The organism is Jiangella alba (genome assembly GCF_900106035.1).
GTDB classification, from domain to species: Bacteria; Actinomycetota; Actinomycetes; order Jiangellales; family Jiangellaceae; genus Jiangella; species Jiangella alba.
In genome coordinates this window covers 1,558,196-1,581,562 of sequence record NZ_FNUC01000004.1, presented here as the reverse complement: position 1 = coordinate 1,581,562, position 23,367 = coordinate 1,558,196, and the positions used below count along the sequence as shown (strand labels likewise).

Here is a 23,367-nt window from a genome sequence, read left to right as displayed (position 1 = left end):
CTCAGTCCCCGTCCGCCTCGAGCCGCGACGGCCGGGCCGCGAACGCGCGGACGAACTCCGCCGTCCGGCGCACCGCGGCCGCGACGATCTCCTCGCCCGCCTCGCGGCTGGCCAGGCGGGCGTCGCCGAACACGCCGTTGCGGGTCCGCGACGCGAACGAGCGCGGCACCGTCACGGCGAACGGCTCGTAGTTGTCCTCGAAGGCGCCGTAGTCGTCGACGTGGTCGCCGGCCTCCAGCGCGTCCGGGCGGACCAGGTCCGCCGTCACGGCCAGCGCGACGCTGGTCTCCACCTCGCAGGCGTGCCCCCAGCGGGCCGTCTGACGATGCGCGGCGACGGTGTCCGCTGCCTGCGTCATCCAGAACGCCGACGCGGCCTCGACGCCGTGCTCGTAGGTCAGCTCCGTGGTGAGGACGCCGAGCACGTTCTCGTTGCCGCGATGCCCGTTGACGAACACGACCTTGCGCAGGCCGTGCGCGCGCAGGCTCAGCACGACGTCGGTGAGCACCGCGCGGAACGCGTCGGCGCCGATGCTCAGCGTGCCCGGGAAGGACAGGTGGTGCGCGGACAGCCCGAACGGCAGCGGCGGCGTGACGACGGCCAGCGGCGCCACCTCGTCGGCGACGCGGCCGGCGATCTCCGCGGCGACCCGCCAGTCGATGCCCATGCCCAGGTTCGGGCCGTGCTGCTCGGTGGCGCCCACCGGGATCAGGGCCACCTTCGCGTCCGCCGCGAGCGCCGCGAACTCGGTGGTGGTCAGGTCGCTGAGCCGGGTCATGCCGGGCTCCTCTCCAGGTCGGACTCGGGCACCGGCGGCGGGAAGCCGTGCGCGCGCAGCGGCATCGTCACGGCCGCGACGAGCAGCAGCACGCCGGCCACCGGGATGGCGGCGTAGGCCCACGAGGTGGGCACACCGAGCTGGACGTACGGGATGTGGTCGCGGGCCCGCGCCACGGACAGGCCGGCGCCGACGACGATCGCGAAGAAGCCGATCTCGGCCACGCGCAGCACCACGAGCAGCACCCGCAGCGGCCGGCCGGTGAGCTTGGAGTCCAGCCAGCCGGTCGTGATGTGCTCGGCGAAGCAGTACGCCGCGACCGACCCGAGCATGACGGTCCAGAGCAGCAGCAGCTGGCTCAGGTCGGTCACCCACAACCAGCCGTGCCCGATCTGGCGGGCCACCATCTGGGCCAGGTTCACGACGAAGATCGCGAAGAAGGCCAGCCCGCCGGCCCACGCGGTCACCCGGCCGAGGCCGGTGGCGACGGCGGCGAGACGCCCGGTCGCGCGCGGGCCGGCGGCGGGGGTCACGGCGCCTGCTCCTTCAGCTCGGCCACCTCGTCCAGCAGGCCTTCGGGCCACAGGTCGCCGTCGAACTGACGGAACGTCTCCGAGACGGCGGTGCGGAACGCCTCGACGTCGGGCTGGACGACGGTGAGCGACTGCTCCAGCGTGGCCATGGCCTCGTCCATCTGCTTCTGCACCTCGGCGGTGTCCAGCTCGCCGGCCTCGTGCGCGGCGTCGACGACGACGTCCTTGTCGTCCTGGCACAGGCCCTGCCACCAGTCGTCGGACACGTACCAGGACCGCGCGTCGCGGATGTAGTCCGTCGGCATGTAGTAGTCCTGCACCTCGTCGAGGCTCTGGTTGACAATGGTGATCGAGCCGTTCTCCTGCGCGTCGACGACGCCCTGGCGCAGCGCCAGGTACAGGTCGGCCAGCGGGACGACCTGCGGCTCGGCGCCGAGCGCCCGGGCGAACGCCTGCGGCATCGGCGCCTCGGCGATGCGCAGCTTCAGACCCTCCATGTCCGCCGGCGTCTCGATCGCCCGGTTCGCCGACAGCGCCCGCGGCTCCGCGTCGCCCTCGATCGCGACGACGCGGACGCCGGTGGCCTCGGCCGCCTCGTCCAGCAGCTCGCCGAACCGGTCGGTGCGCAGCACCCCGAGCAGCTGGTCGTAGCTGTCCCACAGGAACGGGACGCTGGTGATGGTGAACGCCGAGGCGCCCTCCAGCGTCGGGTAGATGCTGATGCCCTCGTAGAACAGGTCGACCTCCTGCCCGGCGCTGAGCCCGGCGAAGATGTCGTTGACGCCGCCGATCTGGCTGTTCGGGAACACCCGGACGCTCAGCCGGCCGTCGGTGCCCTCGTCGACCAGGTCGGCGAACTTCTCCGCGGCCAGCGTGGCCGGGTCGGACTCCGCCCGGATCGTGGCCAGCCGCAGTTCCTGGTCGGTGCACTCCGCGGCGTCGCCGCCGCCGCTGCCGCCGTCGTCGCCCGTGACGAAGCCGCAGCCGGACGCGGCGACGACGCAGAGGGCGGCGATGAGGGTGGTGCGCGTCTTCATGCGGGTCATGCGGTGCCTCCCGAGGTGACGGTGAGGATGAACTCGATCTCGACGGGTGAGCGGCGCGGCAGGGCCGCCACGCCGACGGCGGACCGGGCGTGCTTGCCGCGGTCGCCGAAGATCTGGCCGATCAGCTCGCTGGCGCCGTCGATGACGCGCGGCTGGCCGTGGAAGTCGGGGGTGCCGGCGACGAAGCCGGTGACGCGGAGCACGCGGCCGATCCGGTCGAGGCCGCCGGCGTGCTCGGCCGCGCAGGCCAGGCCCTGCAGCACGCAGATGCGGGCGGCCCGCTGGGCGGTCTCGAGGTCGACGTCGTCGCCGAGCCGGCCGGTGATGCGGACCTCGCCGTCCTCCTTGGGCAGCTGGCCGCTGACGTACAGGACGCCCGCGTGCTCGGTGACCGGCACGTAGTCGAAGCTGGGCGTGGCCGCAGGCGGCAGCTCCAGGCCGAGCTCGCGCAGTCGGGCGGTGGGGCTGTCGGTCACAGGTCCTCCTCGGTGTCGGGCGACAGGCGCGCCGCGTAGTCCGCCGCGCCGGAGGCGGCGGTGCCGTACCGGGGCGAGAAGCCCAGCTCGGCGCGGATGCGGCGGTCGTCCATCAGGGGCAGGTCGGGTGCGCCGTCCGGGATCTCGACGACGGTGGCCTCGGCGCGGCCGGTCGTGCTCGCGGCCACGATGGCCCGGACCAGCTCGGCCAGGCCGCCGCGGTGGCCGACGACGTTGTAGAGCGGGCTGGGCGGGTCGGTCTCGACGCCGGCCAGCAGGGCGGCCGCGGCGTCGTCGACGTGGATCCAGTCGGCGGTCCCGGTCCAGGCCTCGATGCGGGCCGGGCGCCCGGCGACGAGGTCGGCGAGGAACCGGACCAGCGTCTCCTGGCTGCCGCCGTACCAGCGGCCGGGCCCGTAGACCAGCGGCAGCCGGAGCCCGGTGACGGGCAGGCCGACGTCGGCGGCCAGCACGCGGGCCAACTGCTCGGCGCCGACCTTGGTGGCGCCGTAGACGAGGTCGGGCGTCAGCGCGGCGTCCTCGTCGACGGTGCCGCGGCCGGCGGCCGGGCCGTAGACGGTGCTGCTGCTGGACCAGCACAGCCGCCGGACGCCGTGCGCGGCCGCGGCTTCGATGACGTTGGCCAGGCCGCGGATGTTCACGTCGACGGCCAGCGCCGGGCGGCGCCGGGCGCCGGCGGCGAGACCCGACGCGCCGACGCCGAACGCGGCGAGGTGGACGATCGCGGCGGGGTTCGTGTCGGCCAGGACGGCGTCGACGGCGGCGCGGTCGGTGACGTCGAGGACGGTGTGGCCGACGCCGTCGGGCAGGTCCGGCAGCGCCGGGCCGCCGGGCGCGTCGTGACCGGTGACGACCACGCGCCGGCCCGCGGCGACGGCGGCACGGGCGACCGCGGCGCCGATGAACCCGGTGCCGCCGATGACGAGGACGGCGCCGGTCATCGGTCCACCCGCAGCCGGTCGAGGGCGTCCTCGTCGATCTCGATGCCCAGGCCCGGGCCGTCCGGCACCAGCACGGCGCCGTCGACCAGCGTGAACGGGCGGGTCGCCAGGTCGTCGCGCAGCGCGTTGCGGCCGCGGTCGTGCTCCAGCCACAGCGGCTCCGCCGGGTGGTCGACGTGCGGGTAGTCCGGCACGGCGGCCAGCAGCTGCACCGACGCGGCCTGCGCGACGACCCCGCCCCACACGTGCGGCGAGAACCGCACGTTCCACGTCTGCGCCAGGTGCGCGATGACCCGCGCCTCGCCCAGGCCGCCGCACTTGGACACGTCCGGCTGCACGACGTCGACCAGCCGCTCGGCGATGAGGTCGCGGAAGCCGTAGCGGGTGTAGACGGCCTCGCCGGCGGCCAGTGGGACGCCGCAGCCGCGCAGCAGCGCCCAGCCGCTGCGGTCGTCCGGCGACACCGGTTCCTCGATCCAGCCCGGCGCGAACTCGCGCAGCCGGTCGATCGAGCGGCGGGCCTGGTCGGCGGTGTAGTTGCCGTTGAAGTCGAGCAGGATCGCGGCGTCCGGGCCGAGGATCTCGCGGGCGGTACGCGCCCGTGCGACGTCGCTGTCGAAGCCGAGGCCGAGCTTGATCTTCACGCCGGTGTAGCCGTCGGCGGCCAGTTCGCGCAGGCCGTCGGCGAACCGGCCGTGGTCGTTGTCGCGTGTCACGTACCCGGCCGACGCGTACGGCGTCAGGCGGTCGCGGGTGCGGCCGCCGAGCAGCACGTGCACCGGGACGCCGAGCGTCCGGCCGAGCGCGTCCCACATCGCGATGTCGATGGCGCCGGCCGCGGCGACGTGGTGACCGCCGCTGGAGTGGTGGTAGCCCTGGTTGAACAGCCGGGTCAGCCAGCTGCCCGACGGCTCCAGCCGCGCGCCCGCCAGGCCGCCGGCCAGCTCGTCGATCAGCACCGCGGTGGCCCGCGACGAGCCCCACGCCTCGCCCCAGCCGACCACGCCGTCGGTGGTCTCCAGCCGCACCAGCGTCGCGGCGCGGGCGTGCACCAGCCCGCGGGCCGAGCCATAGGCGTCGTCGGGCGCGAAGGCGTCGCGCACCGCGACCGCCTCGATGCGTGCGATCTGCGGAACGGTCATGCGCGCGCTCCCATCAGGCCGGACAGCCGGGCGGCCGGCGTCAGCACGTCGGAGTCGGTGCGGACCACGAGGACCCGTGGCCCGGCCTCGCGGCGCAGTTCGGCCAGCGCGTCGTCGAGCTGGCCGGTGTCGGTGACGGTGCGTGCGGCGGCGCCCAGCGACCGGGCGAAGCCGGCGAGGTCGACCGGGCCGATGTCGACGCCGCCGGTGCGGCGCAGCTCCCGGGCCTGGTGCATCGCGATGGTCCCGTAGAGCAGGTTCTGGAAGACGACGACGGTCGGTTCGACGCCGTAGCGGGCGGCGGTCTCCAGCTCCTGCCCCGTCATCAGGAAGCCGCCGTCGCCGGCCAGCGCGAGCACCTGCCGGTCGCGGGCCGCGAGGGCGGCGCCGATGGCCGCCGGCACCGCGTAGCCCATCGCGCCGGAGATCGGCGCCAGTTGCGTGCGCGGCCGCTCGAACCGCCAGTACCGGTGCCCGAACACGGAGAAGTTGCCCGCATCGCTGGTGACGACGGTGTCGTCGGCGAAGCCGCGCCGCAGCGCCGCCATGACGTCGGCCGGGTGGACGCCGCCGGTGGCGTCGTCGTGCGGTGCGGTCGGGTCGCTGAACGCGAGGTAGCGGGCGTGCGCGTCGCGCCAGTCGGTCGTCGGCTCGCTGGGGTCGGCCTGCTCGATCAGGGCGGCGGCGAAGGCGCGCACGTCGGCGACGACGGCCAGCTCCAGCGGCACGACGCTGCCGAGGGTGTCCGGCTGGGTGTCGACCTGCACGACCCGCGTCCCGTCCGCCGGCAGCGCGTAGGTCTGCGTCGTCACCCCGTCCAGGCGGCTGCCCAGCACCAGCACGACGTCGGCCGTGCGCAGCGGCTCGAGCAGTTCGGGCGCCGCCCCCAGCGTCAGGTGGCCGAGGTAGTGCGGGTGCGTGTTCGGGAAGGTGTCCTGGCGGCGGAACGCCGTGTAGACGCCGAGGCCGTACCGCTCGGCCAGCGAGGTCAGCACCTCGTGGCCGTCCTGCGCGCCCTCGCCGAGGATGACGACCGGGCGGGCGGCCCGTTCCAGCAGGCCGGCCGCCGCCGCGACCGCCGCCGGGCCCGGGTGCGGCCCGGGCCGAGCCGGCACCCGGCGTCCGGCCGGCCGTCCCGGTTGTCCGAGCAGGTCAGACGGGAAGGCCACCACCGCCGGACCCGGCCGGCCGGACGTCGTCATCGCCAACGCCCGCGCGACGACGTCGGCGGCGCGGTCGGCACGCTGCACCGTCGCCCCGAACGTCGACAGCTGGGCGAAGAACCCCGGCAGGTCGACCTCCTGGAAGGCCTCCTTGCCCAGGTGGTCGGTCTCGACCTGGCCGAGCAGCACCAGCATCGGCGTGGAGTCCTGGTGCGCCGTGTGCACGCCGATCGCGAGGTTCGTCGCGCCGACGGCCCGGGTCGCCATCGCGACCGCCGGGCGTCCCGTCAGCTTGCCCTCGGCCTCGGCCATGAAGGCCGCGCCGGACTCGTGCCGCGTCGAGATCAGCTCCAGCTCCGGGCGCCGCACGACCTCGTCGATCAGCTCCAGGAAGCTCTCGCCGGGGACGGTGTAGAACCGCCGCACCCCGGCCTCCGCGAGCAGGTCGATCGTCGCGGCCGCCGCTGTCGTCGTCACTGCTGCGCCTCCTCGGGCTGCTGCAGCCGGCGGAACACGTTCTCGACGTGAGCGGCGGCCTCTCTGAGCAGCGCGGGGCCGTCGCGGGTGATGAGCGCGGCGAAGATCGCGTGGTGCTCGGCCTGCGCCTCGCGCGCCTCACCGACCGAGCGGCCCTGGTAGTGGCGGGCGACCTGCACGTGCACCTTCAGGTCGTCGAACGCGTCGAGCAGGAAGATGTTCCCGCCCGCGGCGACGGTGGCCCGGTGGAACTGCGCGTCCAGCTCGTTGAACGCCTGGATGTCCAGCTCCGGCGCCCCCGCGACGCCGTCCAGCTTCTCCACGATCTGCCGCAGCTCGTCGACCGTCTCGTCGTCGAGGTGGTCGACGGCCGTGCGCAGCGCGCCCTGCTCGATCACCGACCGGGCGTCGAACAGCTGCCGCAGCTCGTTCTCGTCGAGCAGGTCCGTGACGCGGAAGCCCTTGTACGGCTCGACGCTCACCAGACGCTCGGTGACGAGCCGGTTCAACGCCTCCCGGATCGGCGTATGACTGACGTCGAGCAGCGCGGACAGCCGCTCCATGGTCAGCCGCTGGCCGGGCGCCAGCCGGTGATCGATGATCTGCGCCCTGAGCATCTCGTAGGCCCGGTCGCTGAGCGCATCCCTGGAGACCTTCCCGCCAATCATGGATTTTATAAAATCTATCGTTTGCCGGGTTGTCAAGGGGTGAGCCGAGAACGTGATGGTGTGGAGACGGCGTCAGGCGGCGGCGACAGCCGGGGATGTGTGCACCACCCAGGAGAACCGGTATGCTCGGCGTCGTGCCGCCTCTACGGGCGGCATCTGCGGGTGTAGTTCAATGGTAGAACTCCAGCTTCCCAAGCTGATAACGCGGGTTCGATTCCCGTCACCCGCTCCACGAGCTGCCGCACCCCGCATTCCCCGGGCTCGAGCACGGTCTCCACCGTCGGTTTCGGTGACATCATGGACCATGTCCAGGCGGAGCGGCTCGAGCACCGGTGCCCCCGCGGGGTCCACGTGGTGGGCGCCCAGGGCCCGCGGCTGGTGGATCGCCGTGCTCTTCGCCATCGGGTCGGTGCTGTTCGCGGTCGGGTCCGTGCCCGCGTACGTCAGCGCCGTCGGGACCCGGTGGGACACCGCCACCTACTTCGTCGGCTCCCTGTTCTTCACGTCGGCCTCGTTCCTGGCCTACCGGGAGGCGGTCGACGCCGGCCCGGCGGACCGGCGCTTCTTCGTCTACCAGCCCGGGCGGATCGACTGGTGGGCCACCGCCGTTCAACTGGCCGGGACGCTGTACTTCAACGTCAGCACGGGCGTCGCCATGGCGGCCAACCTGTCCGCCGAGACCGAGCACCAGCACCTCTGGCGACCCGACGCGATCGGCTCGGTCTGCTTCCTCGTCGCCAGCCTCCTGGCCTGGTACGAGGCCTGCCACGGCTGGGCCGCCTGGCGTCCGCGGTCGTGGTCGTGGTGGATCGCCCTGACCAACCTGATCGGTTCGATCGCCTTCGGCGTCTCGGCCGTGGCGGGCTACATCAACCCGCTCACCGGCGAGGTGCACGACGCGGCGCGGGCCAACACGCAGACCTTCATCGGCGCGATCTGCTTCCTCGTCGGCGCCGTGCTGCTGCTACCCGAACGGACCAGAGAGGCGGCCGGCGTCACTCCCCCTTCAGCTGGATCAGGCCGGCGTTCGTCGGGCTGAAGCCGCAGGCGTCGAAGTAGAACGAGCGCAGGTGGTCGGCGAAGTCGACGTGCAGCCATTCGCAGCCGGCGGCCCTGGCGTTGTCGCGGGCCACGGCGATCAGCCCCACGCCGATGCCCTGCCGCTGCGCCCGGCCCGCCACCGCGGTGTCCTGGATGAACGCGTGCACCAACCCGTCCCACACGACGTTCACGAAGCCGACGAGGTCGCCGTCTGCGCGCGCCGTGACCCAGCCGACGCTGTGGCGGTCGAGCTGCGCGTGCCAGTCGTCGTCGAAGGGCCGGTGGTCGAAGGCGTCGGCGTGCAGGGCGTTCGCCTCGGCGTTGGTGAACGGGCCGCGCCACTCGAAGGTCGTCATGGCCCCCCATCCTGGCGCGCCGCTCAGACATCCACGAACAGATTTATCGTGACGACGTCGCCGACCCGCAGGTTCTCGGCCCGGCGGACGACGTCCTTGAGGGGGACGAGGTAGCCGCCGTCCTTCGGGTAGAGCGACGTGGTCCACTCGGTGCCGTCGATGCGGGCCTTCACCGGGATCATTCCCCAGCCATACGTCACCATCGCCGCCGCTTCGGCCAGCTCGGCGCTCTCGTCGGCCGGCACCGTGACGAAATGAAACGGCGACGGGCCGCGCCAGTGCCAGATCTCGCCGCTGAACTCCAGCTCCACCGGATCAGCATAAGGACGACCCGGCGTCAGTCGTGGACCTCGAGCCAGTCGAGCGCCTCCTGGCGGCTCCGCACGACCTCGCGTCCGAATCGGGGCAGGTCGACCATCGCGACCGGCCCGCCGTAGAACGCGTCGTCGTCGGCGCGGATGCCGAGGGCGCTGAGGTACTCGATCAGGATGGCGCGGTTGAACCGCTGCTTGATCAGGCGGGCCCGATACAGCTCGGGTCGCTCGAACGGCAGTGGGTCGCCGTCCTCGTACCAGCTCCACCGGCCGTCGGCGCAGTCCGCGCAGAGCGATCGTTCCTGCACCTGCGACGGCGCGTCGCCATGCCGTGCGACCCGCAGCTGGGTCCCGCCGTGCCCGGGTCCCCGCCTTGGCGAATGCAGGGCGGTCACCCCGAGGACGCCGGGCAGCACGGCCGCGACGGGGCCCGCAATGCTCGGCTCGCCACCGAGTGCGTTGTTGTCGATCAGCGCCGTCCAGGTCTCGCCGCACCCGACGACGAGGTAGCGCGTCACGGGCACGGTGAACGGCTCGAGCGCCTCGAGACAGGCGGGGTACGGCGGCAAGCCGCGCTGCCACCAGCGGCGGCGCCGCACCGTGCCGTGCCACACCGCCGCGACGACCTGGTCGAACGGGGCCTGCAGATACGACACCCACCACCCGGCCGGGCTGGCCGATCCGCCGAGCAAGCGTTGCACGCCCGCCCGCCCGCCTAGACCGCGGGCAGCGGCTCGCCGCTGACGTGCGTCACGACGAGCTCGGGGACGGCGCCTTCGGAGCCGCCGCGGGCGGGGAAGTCGAACACGCCGAGCATGAGCTGCATCGGGTAGCTCGGCGCCTGGTGCACCACCCGAACGACCTGACCGTCGACGCTGAAGGTGAGGCGGCCGGGGCGCCAGTCGACGCCGTAGAGGTGGAAGTCGGCGAGTTCGAGGTCGAGCCAGGGTGTCGCGAAGTCCTCGCTCAGCAGCGGGTCGCGGAAGGCGTGCACCCCCATGCCGACGTCGTGCGGGGCGGACCCGAACACCTCCATGACGCAGATCTCGCCGGACCGCTCCGGCCGGTCCTCGATGCCCGACAGCCAGAACGCCACCATCGACCGCTCCGTGACGACGCCGCGCAGGCGCGCCTCGAACCGCCCGTAGGTCGGCGTGTACCCCCAGAACGGCGGCTGTTCCTCGCGCACCGTGAGCCCGGGCACGAACGGCTGCTGCCCGGCGGTGCTGCCGGCGGGCCCGGAGAACGCGCCCGTCTGCAGCGCCGACACCCGCAGCGGCTCGTCGTGGCGGTCGGCGCACCAGAGGCCCTGCGTCGGCGGAATCGACAGCCGCAGCTCACGGTCGCTGACGGTGTAGGTGGCGGCCGACTCGGCGCGCGAGCTCCAGTGGGACAGGTAGAAGGGACACCAGACGCTGGTGTCGAGGTCGTCGCCGTCGAACCGTTCCTCCATACGCACGGCCATGCCAGATCGTAGCCCCGCCCCCGGACATCACTCCCAGACGGACACCGACGGGAGTCCGCGACCGGCCCGCGCGGCGTCGACCAGCTCCTGGACCAGCGCGGTCTTGGCCCGCGTGTACTCGTCGGAGTCGTCGGTGCGGGTGGCGAGGTCGCGCTTCAGCGCGCCGTACCGGTCGGCCGCGTCGGGGTGGGCGCGCAGGTGGTCGCGGAGCAGCCGCTCGTTGCGGGTGTCCCACGTGTCGGCGGTGACGACGTGCAGGTGGTGGGTGCGCCGGCCGGTGGCGTCGTCGCGCGGGTAGAACAGCCGGCCGGTCATGCCGGTGTCGAGCCGCCGGTACCCCAGCGCGAGCAGGGCGTTCTCGCGGGCCGTGACGGCGTCCAGCGCGGGCACCGACGCCATGAGGTCGATGATCGGCTTCGCCGCGAGCCCGGGCACCGACGTGCTGCCGATGTGCTCCAGCTCCTGCAGGACCCCGGGCAGCGCCGCCCGCAGCTCGTCGGCGGCCGCCTCGGCGAGCGCGGGCCACGCGGGGTCGTACTCACGCACTTCGATGACCATCCGGCCACGCTAACGAACCCCGGCCCGTGGTTAGGGTGTGCGCATGCGTTTCGGTGTCCTCGGCCCACTGGCCGTCTGGACCGACGACGGCGGCAGCGTCACCGTCCCGGGGGTGAAGGTACGAGCGCTGCTGGCCGACCTCCTCGTGCACCAGGGCCGCACGGTGTCGGCCGACCGGCTGGCCGACGACGTCTGGGGCGACGACGCGCCGGCCAACCCGGGCGCCGCGTTGCAGGTGCGGGTGTCGCAGCTGCGCAAGGCGCTCGACGACGCCGAGCCGGGCGCCCGCGACCTCGTCGTCTCCCGCGCTCCCGGCTACGCGCTGGAGACCGGCGCCGTCGACGTCGCCCGCTTCGCCGAGCTCGTGGCCCGCGCCCAGGACGCCGGCGACCCGGCCCGGCGCAAGGAGCTGCTGTCGGAGGCGCTCGGCCTCTGGCGCGGCCCGGCCCTCGCCGACTTCGCCGACCACGAGTTCGCCGCGACCGTCGCCGCCGGCTGGGAGGAGCGCCGGCTGGCCGCGGTCGAGCTGCTGGCCGAGGCGCGGCTGGAGCTGGGCGAGCACACCGTCCTGGCCGCCGAGCTGGCCGCGCCCGTCGCCGATCACCCGTTCCGCGAGCGGCTGCGCGCCGTCCACCTGCGCGCGCTCTACCGGGCGGGTCGGCAGCACGAGGCGCTGGACGGCTACGAGGAGTTCCGCCGCGGCCTGGCCGACGAGCTGGGGCTGGACCCCGGCCCGGACCTGGCCGCCCTGCACCAGGCCATCCTCGAACAGGATCCGAGCCTGGCCCCGGCGCCGGAGCGGCGGCGGGCCCGCACCAACCTGCCGCCGCCGGTCCCGCTGATCGGCCGCGACGCCGCGCTGGAGGACCTGCGCGAGCTGCTGGGCAAGGAGCGGCTGATCACGCTGACCGGCCCGGGCGGCGTCGGCAAGACCCGGCTGGCGACGGCCGCGGCGCACCCCCTGGCCGACGGCTACGACGACGGCGGCTGGCTGGTCGAGCTGGCCGCGCTGGAGCGGCCGCATCCCCGTCGCGCCGTCGACGACATCGCCGAGCTGACGATGGCCACGCTCGGCATCCGCGACGCCGCCGAGCCGGGCGAGCGACCGGCCACCCCGGCCGACCGGCTGGCCGAGGCGCTGCACGAGCGCCGGATGCTGCTGGTCCTGGACAACTGCGAGCACCTCGTCGAGCACGCGGCGGCGCTCGCCGACCGGCTGCTGCGCGCCGCGCCCGGCGTCACCGTCCTGGCCACCAGCCGCGAGCCGCTCGGGCTCAGCGGCGAGGTGCTCTGGGACGTCCCGCCGCTCGACCTGCCCGACGCCGACGACCAGCTCGCCGAGTCCGGCGCAGTACGGCTGTTCGTCGAGCGGGCGACGGCGTCGGCGCGCGGCTTCACGCTGGACGCGTCCACCGGCCCGGCCGTGGCCCAGCTGTGCCGGCGCCTCGACGGCATCCCGCTCGCGCTGGAGCTGGCCGCGACCCGGGTCCGCGCGCTGGGCGTGCACACGCTGCTGGAGCGCCTGGACGACCGCTTCCGCGCGCTCGGCAGCGGGCCGCGCGACCGGCCGGCCCGGCAGCGCACCCTGCTCGCGGCCATCGAGTGGAGCTGGAACCTGCTGGAGCCGGACGAGCAGACCGTGCTCCGGCGACTGGCCGTCCACGCCGACGGCTGCACGCTGGCGGCCGCGGAGGCGGTGTGCGCCGACGACGGCGACCTCGACGTCCTCGACCTGCTGGCCCGGCTGGTCGACCGGTCGCTGGTCGTGGTCGACGAACGGGCGGACGGGCCGCGCTATCGGCTGCTGGAGTCCGTCGCCGCGTACGGCGTCAACCGGCTGCACGAGTCCGGCGAGCACGCCGTCATCCGGGCCCGGCACGCCCGCTACTACACCGGCCTGGCCGAGCGGGCCGACGCGGAGCTGCGCGGTCACCGTCAGGGCGCATGGCTGCACACGCTCGACGTCGAGTCGGCCAACCAGCGCGCGGCGCTCGACACCGCCGAGCGGCTGGGCGACGCCGAGCTGGCGCTGCGGCTGACCGGCGCGCTGACGTGGTACCGGCTGCTGCGCGGCCGGCCGACGGAGGCCCGCCGGGCGCTGGAGACGGCGCTGGCGATCGCGGGCGAGGCGCCGCCCGCCGTCCGAGGCCGGGCGCTCACCTGGCACACCGGCATCACCATCCTGCAGGGCGACCAGCACGACTGGGCCGAGCGGTGCGAGGCGGCGCTGCGCCCGTTCGACGCGGCCGACGACCCGGCCGGCCGGGCACACGCGGAGTGGTTCCTCTGCCACGCCACGTTCGACCTCGGCGACGCCGCCGTCACCGAGCGGCTGCTGGACCGCGCCACCGAGGGCTTCGCGACGACCGGCAACCGCTGGGGTGAGGCCGCTGCGCTGACGCTGCGGGGGCGGCTCGCGCACGTCAACGGCGACGCGGCCGCGATGGAGGCGACGGCGTCCCAGGCCGTGCGGATCTTCACCGAGCTCGGCGACGGCTGGGGCGTGCTGCAGGCGACCGACTGGCTGATCGGGCAGGCCGACCTCACCGGCGACTACGACCGCGCGCGACGACTGTGTGCCGACGCGCTGACCCGGGCGGAGGCGCTGGGCCTGTGGCCGGAGGTCGCCGGCGTGCTGTCGTGGCTGGCCTGGATCGAGGTCCAGACCGGCGACAACCTCGCCGCCCGCGAGCACGGCGAGCGGGCGCTGCGGCTCGCGGCCGAGCACAGCGGCCGCTCCGCGCAGGTGTTCGCGTCGCTCAGCGTGAGCTTCGCCGCCCGCCGGGCCGGCGACCTCGACGCCGCCGAGGAGCTGCTGACCCGCCTGCTGCGCGGCGCCGAGGAGCAGTCCGAGACCGCCGGGACCGCGTTCTACGCGCCGATGGTGCTCAACGAGCTCGGCCTGCTCGCCGCCGGCCGTGGCGACGCCGCGGCCGCGCTCGACCTGCACCTGCGCGCCCACGATGCCGGCGTCGAGATCTCCGCGGGCCGCGACCACACCGCCGCGCTGGAAGGGGCGGCCGCCGCGCTGGCGCTGTCCGGCGCGGCACACGATGCCGCCGTCGTGCTCGGCGCCACCCAGGCCGCCCGCGACGCCGTCGGCTTCCCGCTGTCACCGGCCGAGCGGCTGGAGTCCGAGCGCGTCGCGGCGCTGGTCCGATCGGTACAGGACGACGCCGCGTTCGAGGCGGCCGTCGCCGACGGCACGCGCATGACCAACGCGGCCGCCCGGGAACTCGCCGGACGGCCGCGCACGGGGCCGGGTCACTTGGGTGCGTAGACGCCCACGATGATCCCGGAGTCGAAGATGGTCTGGTCGATCAGCTTCAGGTGGGTGAGGTCGAAGCCGTCGCCCAGCCGGTACCCGTCGCCACCGGCGATGACCGGGTACGTCCAGAAGTGGTACTCGTCGACCAGCTTGTGCTCGAGCAGCGTGCGGTCGAACTCGCCGGTGCCGTACTTGATGAGGTTCTCGCCGGGCTGCTGCTTGAGCGCCGCGACGGCCTCGGCGACGTCGCCCTCCAGCGCACGGGCGTTCCATTCGAGGTCGCCCGTCAGCGTCCGCGACGCGACGTACTTCGGCAGCGCGTTCATGCGGTCTGCGACCGGGTCGCCGGCCCGCGACGTCCACGCGTCCTTGAAGCCGTCGTAGGTCTCGCGGCCCAGCAGCATCGCGTCGGAGCCGTCGACCAGCTTCGCGTTGTAGCTGGCGTGCTGCTCGTCCCAGTACGGCTGGCCCCAGACGTGCGGCTCGCCGATGCAGCCGTCGAGCGTGATGAAGGTCGACTCGATGATCTTGCGCATGATGTCCTCCTGGTCGGTTCGTTCTCGATGACACCACGATGCCCGGACGGCCTTACGGTTTTCTTCAGGTCCGCTTGAGTCCAGGAAGCGACGGGTACGCCACCGAGAGGAGGTGTATCCCATGCCCGGTCCGGCACACCACATCGATACCTGGCTCGAGCAGCTGCCGGCCGCCCGCCGCGACGACGCCGCACGGCTCGCCGCCCAGGTCCGCGCCTCCGTCCCGGGCTCGACGAGGCGATCAAGTGGAACCGGCTGACCTTCACGACCGGCGGGCGACTGGCACCACTGGGTGTGCGCCGTCGCCGCGACCACGGATGGTGTCGGCCTGTCGCTCCACAAGGCTGCCCTCCTCGACGACCCGGAGCACCTGCTCACGGGCGACGGCCAGTACCTGCGCACCGTGCCGGGCGCCCGGGCCAGGGAGCACACCGCGGCGCTGGCGGCGCTCCTGCGGCAGGCGCTCGAGCGGCAAAATGACATGCTTCCCGACTGACCGAGATGACACAATCCGGCCATGTCCGGGAACTTGATCATCGAGCCTCGGGACCAGCGGCCCGAGCTGTCCGCGTTGGTCGGGAAGCTGCCGCAGCTGTGGCCCACGTTCATGGAGCACGACCCGACGTCCGACCTCTACTACGCGGATGTCCAGCGGAATCATCCCGAGCACGTGCTGACGGCCTACGAGCCGCCGGACACACCTGTCGCTCTGGCCTACACCGTCCCGTTCGCGTTCGGCGGCAAGAACCGCGAACACCTGCCTGACGACGGCTGGGACGGCGTCATCCGCTGGGCGGCGCTCGACCGCGACCGCGGCACGAAGCCCAACCTGGTGTCGGCGCTCGAGATCTCCATCCGGCCGGACCGGCGCGGTCAGGGCCTCGCCGCCATCATGCTCCAGGCCATGCGCGACAACGTCCGACGGCTCGGGTTCACCGAACTCGTCGCGCCGGTGCGACCGAGCGCCAAGCACCAGGAGCCGCACACCCCCATGACGGAGTACGCCTTCCGCACCCGTCCCGACGGCCTGCCCGCCGACCCGTGGCTGCGGGTGCACGCGCGGGCCGGCGCGACCATCGAGAAGGTGGCGCCGCGGTCCATGGTCATCTCCGGAACGCTCGCCGACTGGCGCGAGTGGACCGGCCTGCCGTTCGACGAGTCCGGCGAGGTCGTCGTGCCGCAGGCCCTTGTGCCGGTGCACTGCAGCGTCGAGCACGACCACGCCGTCTACGTCGAGCCCAACGTGTGGATGCGCCACCCGGTCGGCTGAGCGGAGCGGTCAGCCGCGGACCAGCGTGACGCCGGCGTCGTGACACCGGCGGCCGAGATCGGGGGCCGCGGCGGCGTCGGTGATGAGCGTCCAGCCCCGTTCCAGACTCGTCCACGCGGGCGCCGTCGTCACCTCGAGCTTGCTGGCGTCGGCCAGCACGACGACGCGACCGGCCCGGGCGGCGACCCGCTCCTTGACCGCGATCTCCTCCAGCGTCGGCTCGCCGACGCCGCGGGCGGGGTCGACCGCGTCGGCGCCGAGGAAGGCGACGGCGAACCCGAGGCGGTCGATGGCGAGGTCGGCCAGCGGGCCGACGACACCGTGGCTGAGCCGGCGCACCCGGCCGCCGACGATCACCGTCTCGACGTGGTCGGAGGCCGTCAGGACGACGGCGGTCTCGAGCCCGCGGGTGACGACGGTGAGGCCGTCGCCGCCCCAGTCCTGCTCAGCCAGCAGCCGGGCCAGCGCACCGCAGGTGGTCCCCGCGTCGAGGAAGACCGTGCTGCCCGGCTCGACGAGCGGGAGGGCCGCCGCGGCGATGGCGGCCTTGGCCTGCAGCTGCACCCGCGCGCTCTCCTCGATCGGACGCTCGTGGAACGCCTCGGGGACGAGCGCGCCGCCGTACGTGCGGGCCACCCGCCGCTCGGCGTTCAGGCGGCTGAGGTCGCGCCGCACCGTCGACGGCGACACCGACAGCTGCGCCGCGAGCTCCTCGACCTGCGTGATGCCCTGCCGCAGCAGGGTGACCAGTGCGTCATGGCGTTCCCGCGTGCCGCGGCGGGCGCTGCGTCGTTCCACCCGTCCCCCGATTCGTCAGCTGCCGTAGGTGGCGCGGATGGCCGGGACGTACGGGCTGTAGTCGACCCCCGCGAGGTATGCCGACAGCATTGTCCCGTGGTCGGCCCGTCCGGTGCCGGCGATGTCGAATGCCGTGCCGTGGTCGACCGATGTGCGCAGGATCGGCAGGCCGACCGTGACGGAGATGGTGCCGTCGAAGTCGACGGTCTTGGCGGCGATGTGGCCCTGGTCGTGGAAGTGCGAGAGCACGCCGTCGTACCGGCCGGTGAGCCCCTGGTGGAACACCGAGTCCGCGGGCACGGGACCGGTGACGGACAGGCCCTCGGCGCGCGCGTCGTCGCAGGCCGGCCCGATGTGCACGATCTCCTCGTCGCCGAAGGCGCCGTTCTCGCCGCCGTGCGGGTTGATCGCCGCCACCGCCAGCCGCGGCTCGGCCACGCCGAACACCCGCAGGGCGACGATCGCCTCACGGATCGACCGGCCCACCGACTCCCGGGTGATCTGGTCCAGCGCCCGGCGCAGCGACACGTGCCTGGTGGTGAAGAAGATCCGCAGGTGATGCCCCTCGACGGCGGTGTTGCGGACCACGAACATGGTGTCCTGACGGGTGACGCCGGTCAGCTCGCCGAGCATCTCGGTGTGCCCGAGGTGCTGCGACCCGGCCGCCCAGATCGCCTCCTTGTTGATCGGGCCCGTGACGATGCCCGCGACGGCGCCGTCGAGCGCCGCGCGCGTGGCCGTCTCGATGGCGGCCACCGCCGCCCGCCCGGCCCGCGCGTCGACCGTCCCCCAGGCGGGGACGTCGGCGCCGAGCACGCCGGTGTCGACGACGTCGATGGTGCCGGGCCCGGCGGGCGGGACGGCGAAGTCCGGGACGACACGGACGTCGACGTCCAGCCCGGCGGCCCGGGCGCCGCGGCGCAGCGCCTCGGCGTCACCGACGGCGACGCCGTGGTGGGCGTCCTGGCCGGCGACCTCGGCCAGCGTCCGCGCGGTGATCTCCGGGCCGATCCCGGCGGGATCGCCGAGCGTGACGGCAAGGACGGGACGGGTCATCGGTACCTCCGGGTTCGGTTCACTGCGGTGTTCGGGACTGCGCGGCGTGGACGCGGCGGCGGGTCGCCTCGGCGGTGGCGCGCAGGTGGTCGCCGCAGCCGACGATGGTGTCGGCGGAACCGATCAGCCCGCCCTTCGTGACCACCGGCAGGCCGGCCCAGGGCCCGCCGACGACGGTGCCGGCCACGGCGAGCGGTTCCACCTCGGTCTCCACGTCGAGACCGTAGGCGCCGAGCTCCGCGAACAGCGCGGCGGCCAGGTCGCCGCCGGTCGCGAAGAGCCCGTCCACCGCCCGCGTCTCCAGCGCCCGCCGCGCCACCCGGGCCAGCGCGGCGGGCAGGAGTGGCGCGTCGTCCGGCGTGATGCCGACGACGTCGGCGTCGTCGAGCACGGACGCGAGCAGCACGACGTCGGCCGCGCCGGCGGCGGCCAGGGCGTGCGACAGCGCGGCGGCCGTCGCGTCCACGTCGGGGACCGGGCCGCTGTCCGACGGGGCCGCGGGCACCACCGTCACCCGCCGCGCGGCCCGCAGCCTGGCCAGCTGAAGCCGGGTGAGACCGGTCGCCGAGCCGGAGACCGCGAGCAGCGGTGCGCCCTCGGCGCTCCCGGCGATTCCCAGCGCACGGGCCAGGGCCACGGACGCGGGACCGGGGTCGACGCCCACCCAGACGACGTCGTCGCCGCCCGCCGCGACCGCCGCTGCCGCCGTCCGGTCCAGGTGCTCGAGTGTGAGCGCGTCGGCGACGATGACGTCGGCGCCGGCCGCGAGCCTGTCACGGACGCCGTCGGCCAGCGCGGCGGTGCCTCCCGTGACGAGCGAGAGGGGCAGCTCCGCGATGCGCAGGTCCGCCTGCTCCCCCAGCAGCAGCGCCACCTCGGACCGGCGCACGGGCGATCGCGGATCGCGGGCCAGCTCGGTGTCCTCCAGCCGGACGCCGTCGAGCAGCTGCCGTCCCTCGACCGTCTGCCGGCCCGCCTCCGGGTGCGCCGGCGCGCACAGCGCCACCGCGCGGCGCCCCGACTCGGCCGTGACGGCGGCCAGCACCGCCGCCGTCGTCGCGCCGACGTTGCCCCGCAGGGTGGAGTCGACCCGGTTGCAGACCAGCCGCACCGGCCAGCCCGCGCGCACGACGGCCGTGGCCCGCCCGGCGGCCTCCGGCCCGGACGCGTGCCGCGCGTCCGTGCTGACGACGACGGCGTCGTAGCGGGACGCGAGCTCGGCCACGACGCCCGGCGGCTGGTCCGCGCCGGCCGTCACCGACCGCAGACCGGCCCGGGCGAACCCGGCGGCGGCCGCGTTGGCCCCGGTCAGATCGTCGGCGATGACGAGCAGCGCGGCCGTCGTCACAACACGGCCCCGGCGACCAGGACCAGCGGCAGCGAGCCGAGCCACACGGCGGTGGTGATGCCGGACCAGCCGCGGATCGCCGCCACGCCGTCGAGCCCGGTGAACCGGGTCACCACCCAGAAGTACGAGTCGTTGAAGTAGCTGAACACCATCGAGCCGGCGCAGCAGGCCAGGGCGGCCGCCAGCGGAGCGAGCCCCAGCGACGGCACCAGCGGCGCCGACACCGACGCGGCCGTGATCATCGCGACCGTCCCGGAGCCCTGCGCGATCCGGACCAGCGTGGCGACCAGGAACGGCACGAGCACACCCGGCAGGCTGGCCGACGCGATCGCCTCGGCCAGCTCCTCGCCGACCCCGGAGTCGCGCAGCACCTGGCCCAGCGCCCCGCCGGCGCCGGTGATCAGCAGGATCAGCCCGGCCGAGGAGGCCGCCTCGGACAGCCAGCCGCCCACCTGGCTACGGGTGGTCCAGCGCGGCAGCAGCACGTACACGGCGAGCAGGACGCCGATCAGCAGCGCGACGACCGGGCTGCCCACGAAGGCCAGGACCTCGGCGAGCCGGGACGGTTCGTAGCCCTCGTCGCCGGTCAGCACGCCCTGACGGTTGCGGTCGACGGCCGTCGTGACGGTGTTCGCGACGATCAGCAGCAGCGGCACCACGAGCGGCAGCGAGGCGACGCCGGCCGAGACCCGGTGCGGGCTCGCGCCAGGAGGCGGGGTCCCGAGCGCCGCCGCGGGGTCGTCGATCACGACGTCGTCGCCGGTCCCGGCGCCGTCCGTGTCCGCGGCGGTGTCGCGCTCGCGCAGGCCGACGGCACTCGACGGCGGCCCGGACGCGACGCCGGCTCGCCCGTAGACGGACTCGCGCACCGGCGGGAGCAGCTGGCTCTCCAGCTGCGGGCCGATCCAGCGGGCGTACAGCACGACGATCGGCAGCAGCAGCACGGTGAAGACCAGCCCGGCGAGCACCAGCCCGCCGAGGTCGGCGCCGAGGATGCCGGCCACGCCGAGCGGGCCCGGCGTCGGCGGGACGAGGTGGTGGGTGAGCGTCATGCCGCACCCGAGCGCGAGCGCCAGCGTCACGTACCCGGCGCGCTTGCGGCGAGCGATCGAGCGCGCCAGCGGGTTCATGATCACGTACCCGGAGTCGCAGAACACCGGGATCGAGACCATGGCGCCGGTTCCGGCCATCGCCCACGGTTCCCGGCCGGCGCCGAGCGCCCGCACGAACGCCCGGGCCAGGGCGTCGGCCGCGCCCGAGACCTCCAGGATCTTGCCGACGGCGACCCCCAGTCCGATGACGATGCCGATCGAGCCCATCGTGCTGCCGAACCCGGCCGTGATCGAGTTCAGGGTGTCGGTGGCCGGCGATCCGGCGACGAAGCCGGTCACGAGGGCCGCGACGAGCAGCGCGACGAACGCGTCGAGCCGGGTCCAGAGCACGATCACGACGATGGTGGCGATGCCGAGGACAAGGGCTGCCAGCAGTTGAAGATCCACGCCGATCCTCCAGCGGGTTGCCTGACACGGGGGCAGATGCTGTGAAGTGGGCGCCACTATGCCGAGTCAAGCTGCTCAAATCAAGCCAGTAGAGCGAGCAAGTTGCGGAAACTGCGCAACTTCAGCGGTCCGCGTGGTGGTATTCCAGGCCGGAGCCGGACGGGATCAGGTAGGCCGCCCACCGCTCGGCCGGCGGCTGGCCACCCAGCGACCGCGCCGTCGTCAGGCCCGCGACCTCGGGACCGATCAGCGCCAGCCGGAACGGCACGGCCGCGAACAGGCGGGCGCCGATACCGGCCAGCCAGCGGTCCAGCGGCCGCCGCCAGAGCAGGGAGTCGCCGCCGCGGAACGGGAAGGCGGCACTGCGCGGTTCGGCGAGATCCAGCGCGCCGACCGGGATGAAGAACACCAGCCAGTCGGTGCCGGACACCTGCCGGACGGCCCGCGCCCCGCACACGACGGTGCGCTGGCGTGGCAGCGTGACGAGCCCGGCCAGCCGGCCGTGCCGCTGCAGTTCGGCCGCGCTGCACGGCGCGTCGGTCCACGTGCCGGGGTCGTCGCGGCCGGCCGCATGACACCCGGCGACCTCGGCGGCCGCCCACAGCGTCGTCAACGCCGCCTCGAGGCGCGCATCGTCGCGTTCGCCCAACTCGACGGCCAGCTCGTAGGCACCGCCGAGCCAGAGCGCGTCATCTCGCAGATCGGAAGCGTCCGCCGCCACGGGGACCATCATTCCGGCTGGACGACACTCATGGGGGCGGTTCCGGACATCTCGGGCCACCAAGTCTTGCGCAAACTGTGTCCATAGGACACAGTTGAGTCCGCCGGGCACCTCACGAAGGAGGGACCATGTCCACATCGGTGCTCTACATGTCCGTGTCCGTCGACGGCTACATCGCCGCTCCCGACGACTTCCTCGGCGGCCCCGAGGGACACCGGCTGCACGAGTGGTTCGCGCCGGGCGGCGAGTTCGCCGAGGTCACAGGGCCGGCGGCGCAGGTGATGGAGGCGATGGGGGCGGCCGGCGCCGTCGTCACCGGGCGGCGCACGGCCGAGCTGATGGACCACTGGGGCGGCGACCTCGGCGGCCTGCCGATCTTCGTCGTCAGCCACCGCCCGCCGGGGCCGGCCGCGCGGTTCGGCTACCCGCTGGTGACCTACGTGACCGACGGCATCGCCAGCGCGATGGAGCAGGCACGGGCCGCCGCCGGCGACAAGGACGTGCACGTCCAGGGCGGGCACACCGCCCAGCAGGCGCTCGCGGCCGGCGTGCTGGACGAGCTGCAGCTCGCCCAGGTGCCGGTGCTGCTCGGCGGGGGCCGGCGGCTGTTCGACCTGCTGCCCGCGGAGATCGAGCTCGAGATCGTCCGCGTCTTCGACACCCCGGAGGCCACCCACCTGCGCTATCGCGTGGTCAGTCCGGCAGCATCGGCATGACGAGGCCCTCGTCCTTGTTCAGCAGCACGGCCCGGGTGACGGCGCTGACGCCGAAGCGGTTGCGGACGTCGTCGACGGTGGCGTCGAGGGCGCTGCCGCCGTGGCGGTCGATGGGCAGCGCCAGCTGCAGCGGATCGTCGTCCTCGAGGTTGCTCAGCGCGACGCCGACCAGCGTGAGGCCGCGCGCCTCGATGGTCGGCGCCGTGGCCGCGACGAGGTTGCGCACCACGGTGAGCAGCTGCCCGGTGTGCGACGTCGGCTCGGCCAGCGTGTGCGAGCGGGTCGCCCGGGTGTAGTCGTCGAAGCGCAGCCGCAGCACGACGGTGCGGCAGACCCGGTGGGCGGCGCGCAGCCGCCGGGTGACGCGGTCGATGATGCCGACGACGACGGCGTCCAGCTCGGCCGGCGTGCGGCGGCGGCTGCCGAGCGCGTGCTGCGACCCGATGGAGTGGCGGCGCTGGCCGACGACGACGCGGCGCGGGTCGCGGCCGATGGAGAGCGCGTGCAGGTGCCGGCCGGCCGCCGGGCCGACGATGGCGACCAGCGAGCGCTCCGCGAGCAGAGCGACGTCGCCGACGGTGTGGATGCCGCGCTGGCGCAGCTTCACCGACGTCTTCTCGCCGACGCCCCACAGCCTCTCGATCGGCAGCGGATGCAGGAAGTCGAGCTCGCGGTCGGGCTCGACCACCAGCAGGCCGTCGGGCTTGGCGACGGCGCTGGCCACCTTGGCGAGGAACTTCGTGCGGGCGACGCCGACGGTGATGGGCAGCCCGACGGTGCGCAGCACGTCGGCGCGGAGCCGGGCGGCGATCTCGGGCGGTGAACCGGAGATCTTCGCCAGCCCGCCGACGTCGAGGAACGCCTCGTCGATGGAGAGCCCTTCGACCATCGGGGTGGTGCGCCGGAACACCTCGAACACCGCCTCGCTGGCCGCGGAGTAGGCGGACATGCGCGGCGAGACGACGACGGCGTCGGGGCACAGCCGGCGCGCCTGCCGGCCGCCCATCGCCGTGCGCACGCCGCGCGCCTTGGCCTCGTAGCTGGCCGCCAGCACCACACCCCCGCCGACGATGACGGGCTTGCCGCGCAGGTCGGGGTCGTCGCGCTGCTCGACCGACGCGTAGAAGGCGTCGAGGTCGGCATGCAGGATGTTCGCCCGCCTGGCCACGAACACAT

Annotated in this window: 26 protein-coding genes and 1 tRNA gene; 7 read left to right on the top strand and 20 right to left on the bottom strand. The window is 74.2% G+C overall.

Annotated elements, in window-relative coordinates; genetic code table 11:
• Position 1: 1 nt before the first annotated feature.
• The 8 genes from BLV02_RS25160 to BLV02_RS25125 are packed head-to-tail and all read right to left on the bottom strand — an operon-like array spanning position 2 to position 7,245.
• On the bottom strand, positions 2–778 hold the full coding sequence (locus BLV02_RS25160) for a creatininase family protein (protein WP_069109087.1): 777 nt from the start codon (positions 776–778) through the stop codon (positions 2–4).
• Positions 775–1,311 carry a TRAP transporter small permease gene (locus BLV02_RS25155; RefSeq protein ID WP_069109088.1) on the bottom strand — a complete coding sequence of 179 codons (537 nt, stop codon included), beginning with the start codon at positions 1,309–1,311 and terminating at the stop codon, positions 775–777. The genes BLV02_RS25160 and BLV02_RS25155 overlap by 4 nt, the downstream gene beginning before the upstream one ends.
• On the bottom strand, positions 1,308–2,357 hold the full coding sequence (locus BLV02_RS25150; protein ID WP_069109089.1) for a TRAP transporter substrate-binding protein: 1,050 nt from the start codon (positions 2,355–2,357) through the stop codon (positions 1,308–1,310). Before BLV02_RS25150 ends, BLV02_RS25155 begins: the two co-directional genes overlap by 4 nt.
• On the bottom strand, positions 2,354–2,833 hold the full coding sequence (locus BLV02_RS25145; protein WP_069109090.1) for a RidA family protein: 480 nt from the start codon (positions 2,831–2,833) through the stop codon (positions 2,354–2,356). The genes BLV02_RS25150 and BLV02_RS25145 overlap by 4 nt, the downstream gene beginning before the upstream one ends.
• The gene (locus tag BLV02_RS25140) at positions 2,830–3,795 is read right to left on the bottom strand and encodes an NAD-dependent epimerase/dehydratase family protein (protein ID WP_069109091.1); all 966 of its coding nucleotides are present in this window, start codon (positions 3,793–3,795) and stop codon (positions 2,830–2,832) included. Before BLV02_RS25140 ends, BLV02_RS25145 begins: the two co-directional genes overlap by 4 nt.
• Positions 3,792–4,937 (bottom strand): mandelate racemase/muconate lactonizing enzyme family protein, encoded by a 1,146-nt coding sequence (locus BLV02_RS25135; RefSeq protein WP_069109092.1) that lies wholly within the window; start codon positions 4,935–4,937, stop codon positions 3,792–3,794. The genes BLV02_RS25140 and BLV02_RS25135 overlap by 4 nt, the downstream gene beginning before the upstream one ends.
• The gene (locus tag BLV02_RS25130) at positions 4,934–6,577 is read right to left on the bottom strand and encodes a thiamine pyrophosphate-dependent enzyme (RefSeq protein ID WP_069109093.1); all 1,644 of its coding nucleotides are present in this window, start codon (positions 6,575–6,577) and stop codon (positions 4,934–4,936) included. The genes BLV02_RS25135 and BLV02_RS25130 overlap by 4 nt, the downstream gene beginning before the upstream one ends.
• The gene (locus BLV02_RS25125; protein ID WP_069109094.1) at positions 6,574–7,245 is read right to left on the bottom strand and encodes a GntR family transcriptional regulator; all 672 of its coding nucleotides are present in this window, start codon (positions 7,243–7,245) and stop codon (positions 6,574–6,576) included. Before BLV02_RS25125 ends, BLV02_RS25130 begins: the two co-directional genes overlap by 4 nt.
• 158 nt (positions 7,246–7,403) lie before the next feature.
• Here BLV02_RS25125 and BLV02_RS25120 point away from each other — a divergent pair.
• Both BLV02_RS25120 and BLV02_RS25115 read left to right on the top strand, forming a co-directional pair.
• Positions 7,404–7,477, top strand: a tRNA-Gly gene (locus BLV02_RS25120).
• Positions 7,478–7,549: 72 nt separating this feature from the next.
• Positions 7,550–8,284: a hypothetical protein gene (locus BLV02_RS25115; RefSeq protein WP_141711349.1), complete on the top strand. Its 735-nt coding sequence runs from the start codon at positions 7,550–7,552 to the stop codon at positions 8,282–8,284.
• Here BLV02_RS25115 and BLV02_RS25110 read toward each other — a convergent pair.
• The 5 genes from BLV02_RS25110 to BLV02_RS25090 are packed head-to-tail and all read right to left on the bottom strand — an operon-like array spanning position 8,241 to position 10,979.
• A complete protein-coding gene (locus BLV02_RS25110; RefSeq protein WP_069109095.1) occupies positions 8,241–8,642 on the bottom strand; it encodes a GNAT family N-acetyltransferase in 402 nt (133 codons plus the stop codon). The genes BLV02_RS25115 and BLV02_RS25110 overlap by 44 nt on opposite strands.
• A gap of 23 nt (positions 8,643–8,665) precedes the next feature.
• Positions 8,666–8,953: a DUF1905 domain-containing protein gene (locus BLV02_RS25105; protein WP_069109096.1), complete on the bottom strand. Its 288-nt coding sequence runs from the start codon at positions 8,951–8,953 to the stop codon at positions 8,666–8,668.
• A 26-nt stretch (positions 8,954–8,979) separates the two neighbouring features.
• Positions 8,980–9,612, bottom strand: coding sequence for a hypothetical protein (locus BLV02_RS25100; protein ID WP_069109097.1), 633 nt, complete (start codon positions 9,610–9,612; stop codon positions 8,980–8,982).
• Positions 9,613–9,671: 59 nt separating this feature from the next.
• Entirely contained in the window at positions 9,672–10,421 is a 750-nt protein-coding gene (locus BLV02_RS25095) for a glycoside hydrolase family 16 protein (RefSeq protein ID WP_069109098.1), read from the bottom strand.
• 27 nt (positions 10,422–10,448) lie between these two features.
• A complete protein-coding gene (locus BLV02_RS25090) occupies positions 10,449–10,979 on the bottom strand; it encodes a GrpB family protein (protein WP_069109099.1) in 531 nt (176 codons plus the stop codon).
• Positions 10,980–11,022: 43 nt separating this feature from the next.
• Between BLV02_RS25090 and BLV02_RS25085 the strand changes: the two genes are divergently transcribed.
• Entirely contained in the window at positions 11,023–14,259 is a 3,237-nt protein-coding gene (locus tag BLV02_RS25085) for an AfsR/SARP family transcriptional regulator (RefSeq protein WP_069109100.1), read from the top strand.
• On the opposite strand, the gene BLV02_RS25080 is transcribed toward BLV02_RS25085, so the two are convergent.
• A complete protein-coding gene (locus tag BLV02_RS25080; protein ID WP_069109101.1) occupies positions 14,244–14,783 on the bottom strand; it encodes a dihydrofolate reductase family protein in 540 nt (179 codons plus the stop codon). The two genes, BLV02_RS25085 and BLV02_RS25080, sit on opposite strands and share 16 nt — an antisense overlap.
• A 121-nt stretch (positions 14,784–14,904) precedes the next feature.
• Between BLV02_RS25080 and BLV02_RS36745 the strand changes: the two genes are divergently transcribed.
• Genes BLV02_RS36745 through BLV02_RS25070 form a run of 3 tightly spaced genes read left to right on the top strand, consistent with a single transcriptional unit; the run spans position 14,905 to position 16,053 of the window.
• A complete protein-coding gene (locus BLV02_RS36745) occupies positions 14,905–15,042 on the top strand; it encodes a hypothetical protein (protein ID WP_171906622.1) in 138 nt (45 codons plus the stop codon).
• A gap of 33 nt (positions 15,043–15,075) precedes the next feature.
• The gene (locus BLV02_RS25075) at positions 15,076–15,279 is read left to right on the top strand and encodes a hypothetical protein (RefSeq protein ID WP_069109102.1); all 204 of its coding nucleotides are present in this window, start codon (positions 15,076–15,078) and stop codon (positions 15,277–15,279) included.
• Positions 15,280–15,300: 21 nt separating this feature from the next.
• Positions 15,301–16,053 (top strand): GNAT family N-acetyltransferase, encoded by a 753-nt coding sequence (locus BLV02_RS25070; RefSeq protein WP_069109103.1) that lies wholly within the window; start codon positions 15,301–15,303, stop codon positions 16,051–16,053.
• Positions 16,054–16,062: 9 nt separating this feature from the next.
• Here BLV02_RS25070 and BLV02_RS25065 read toward each other — a convergent pair whose 3' ends face one another.
• The 5 genes from BLV02_RS25065 to BLV02_RS25045 all read right to left on the bottom strand — a co-directional run bounded on the left by BLV02_RS25065 (position 16,063) and on the right by BLV02_RS25045 (position 21,475).
• Positions 16,063–16,851 (bottom strand): DeoR/GlpR family DNA-binding transcription regulator, encoded by a 789-nt coding sequence (locus tag BLV02_RS25065; protein WP_069109104.1) that lies wholly within the window; start codon positions 16,849–16,851, stop codon positions 16,063–16,065.
• A gap of 15 nt (positions 16,852–16,866) precedes the next feature.
• Positions 16,867–17,907 carry a 4-hydroxythreonine-4-phosphate dehydrogenase PdxA gene (gene pdxA, locus BLV02_RS25060; protein ID WP_069109105.1) on the bottom strand — a complete coding sequence of 347 codons (1,041 nt, stop codon included), beginning with the start codon at positions 17,905–17,907 and terminating at the stop codon, positions 16,867–16,869.
• A 19-nt stretch (positions 17,908–17,926) separates the two neighbouring features.
• A complete protein-coding gene (locus BLV02_RS25055; RefSeq protein ID WP_069109106.1) occupies positions 17,927–19,255 on the bottom strand; it encodes a four-carbon acid sugar kinase family protein in 1,329 nt (442 codons plus the stop codon).
• Positions 19,252–20,754, bottom strand: coding sequence for a GntP family permease (locus BLV02_RS25050; protein WP_171906623.1), 1,503 nt, complete (start codon positions 20,752–20,754; stop codon positions 19,252–19,254). Before BLV02_RS25050 ends, BLV02_RS25055 begins: the two co-directional genes overlap by 4 nt.
• Before the next feature lie 121 nt (positions 20,755–20,875).
• On the bottom strand, positions 20,876–21,475 hold the full coding sequence (locus BLV02_RS25045) for a hypothetical protein (protein ID WP_141711351.1): 600 nt from the start codon (positions 21,473–21,475) through the stop codon (positions 20,876–20,878).
• A 128-nt stretch (positions 21,476–21,603) separates the two neighbouring features.
• On the opposite strand from BLV02_RS25045, the gene BLV02_RS25040 reads away from it, so the two are divergent.
• The gene (locus tag BLV02_RS25040) at positions 21,604–22,191 is read left to right on the top strand and encodes a dihydrofolate reductase family protein (RefSeq protein WP_069109107.1); all 588 of its coding nucleotides are present in this window, start codon (positions 21,604–21,606) and stop codon (positions 22,189–22,191) included.
• Here the strand turns inward: BLV02_RS25040 and dinB are convergent.
• Entirely contained in the window at positions 22,169–23,359 is a 1,191-nt protein-coding gene (gene dinB, locus BLV02_RS25035) for a DNA polymerase IV (protein ID WP_069109578.1), read from the bottom strand. The two genes, BLV02_RS25040 and dinB, sit on opposite strands and share 23 nt — an antisense overlap.
• Positions 23,360–23,367 lie beyond the last annotated feature (8 nt).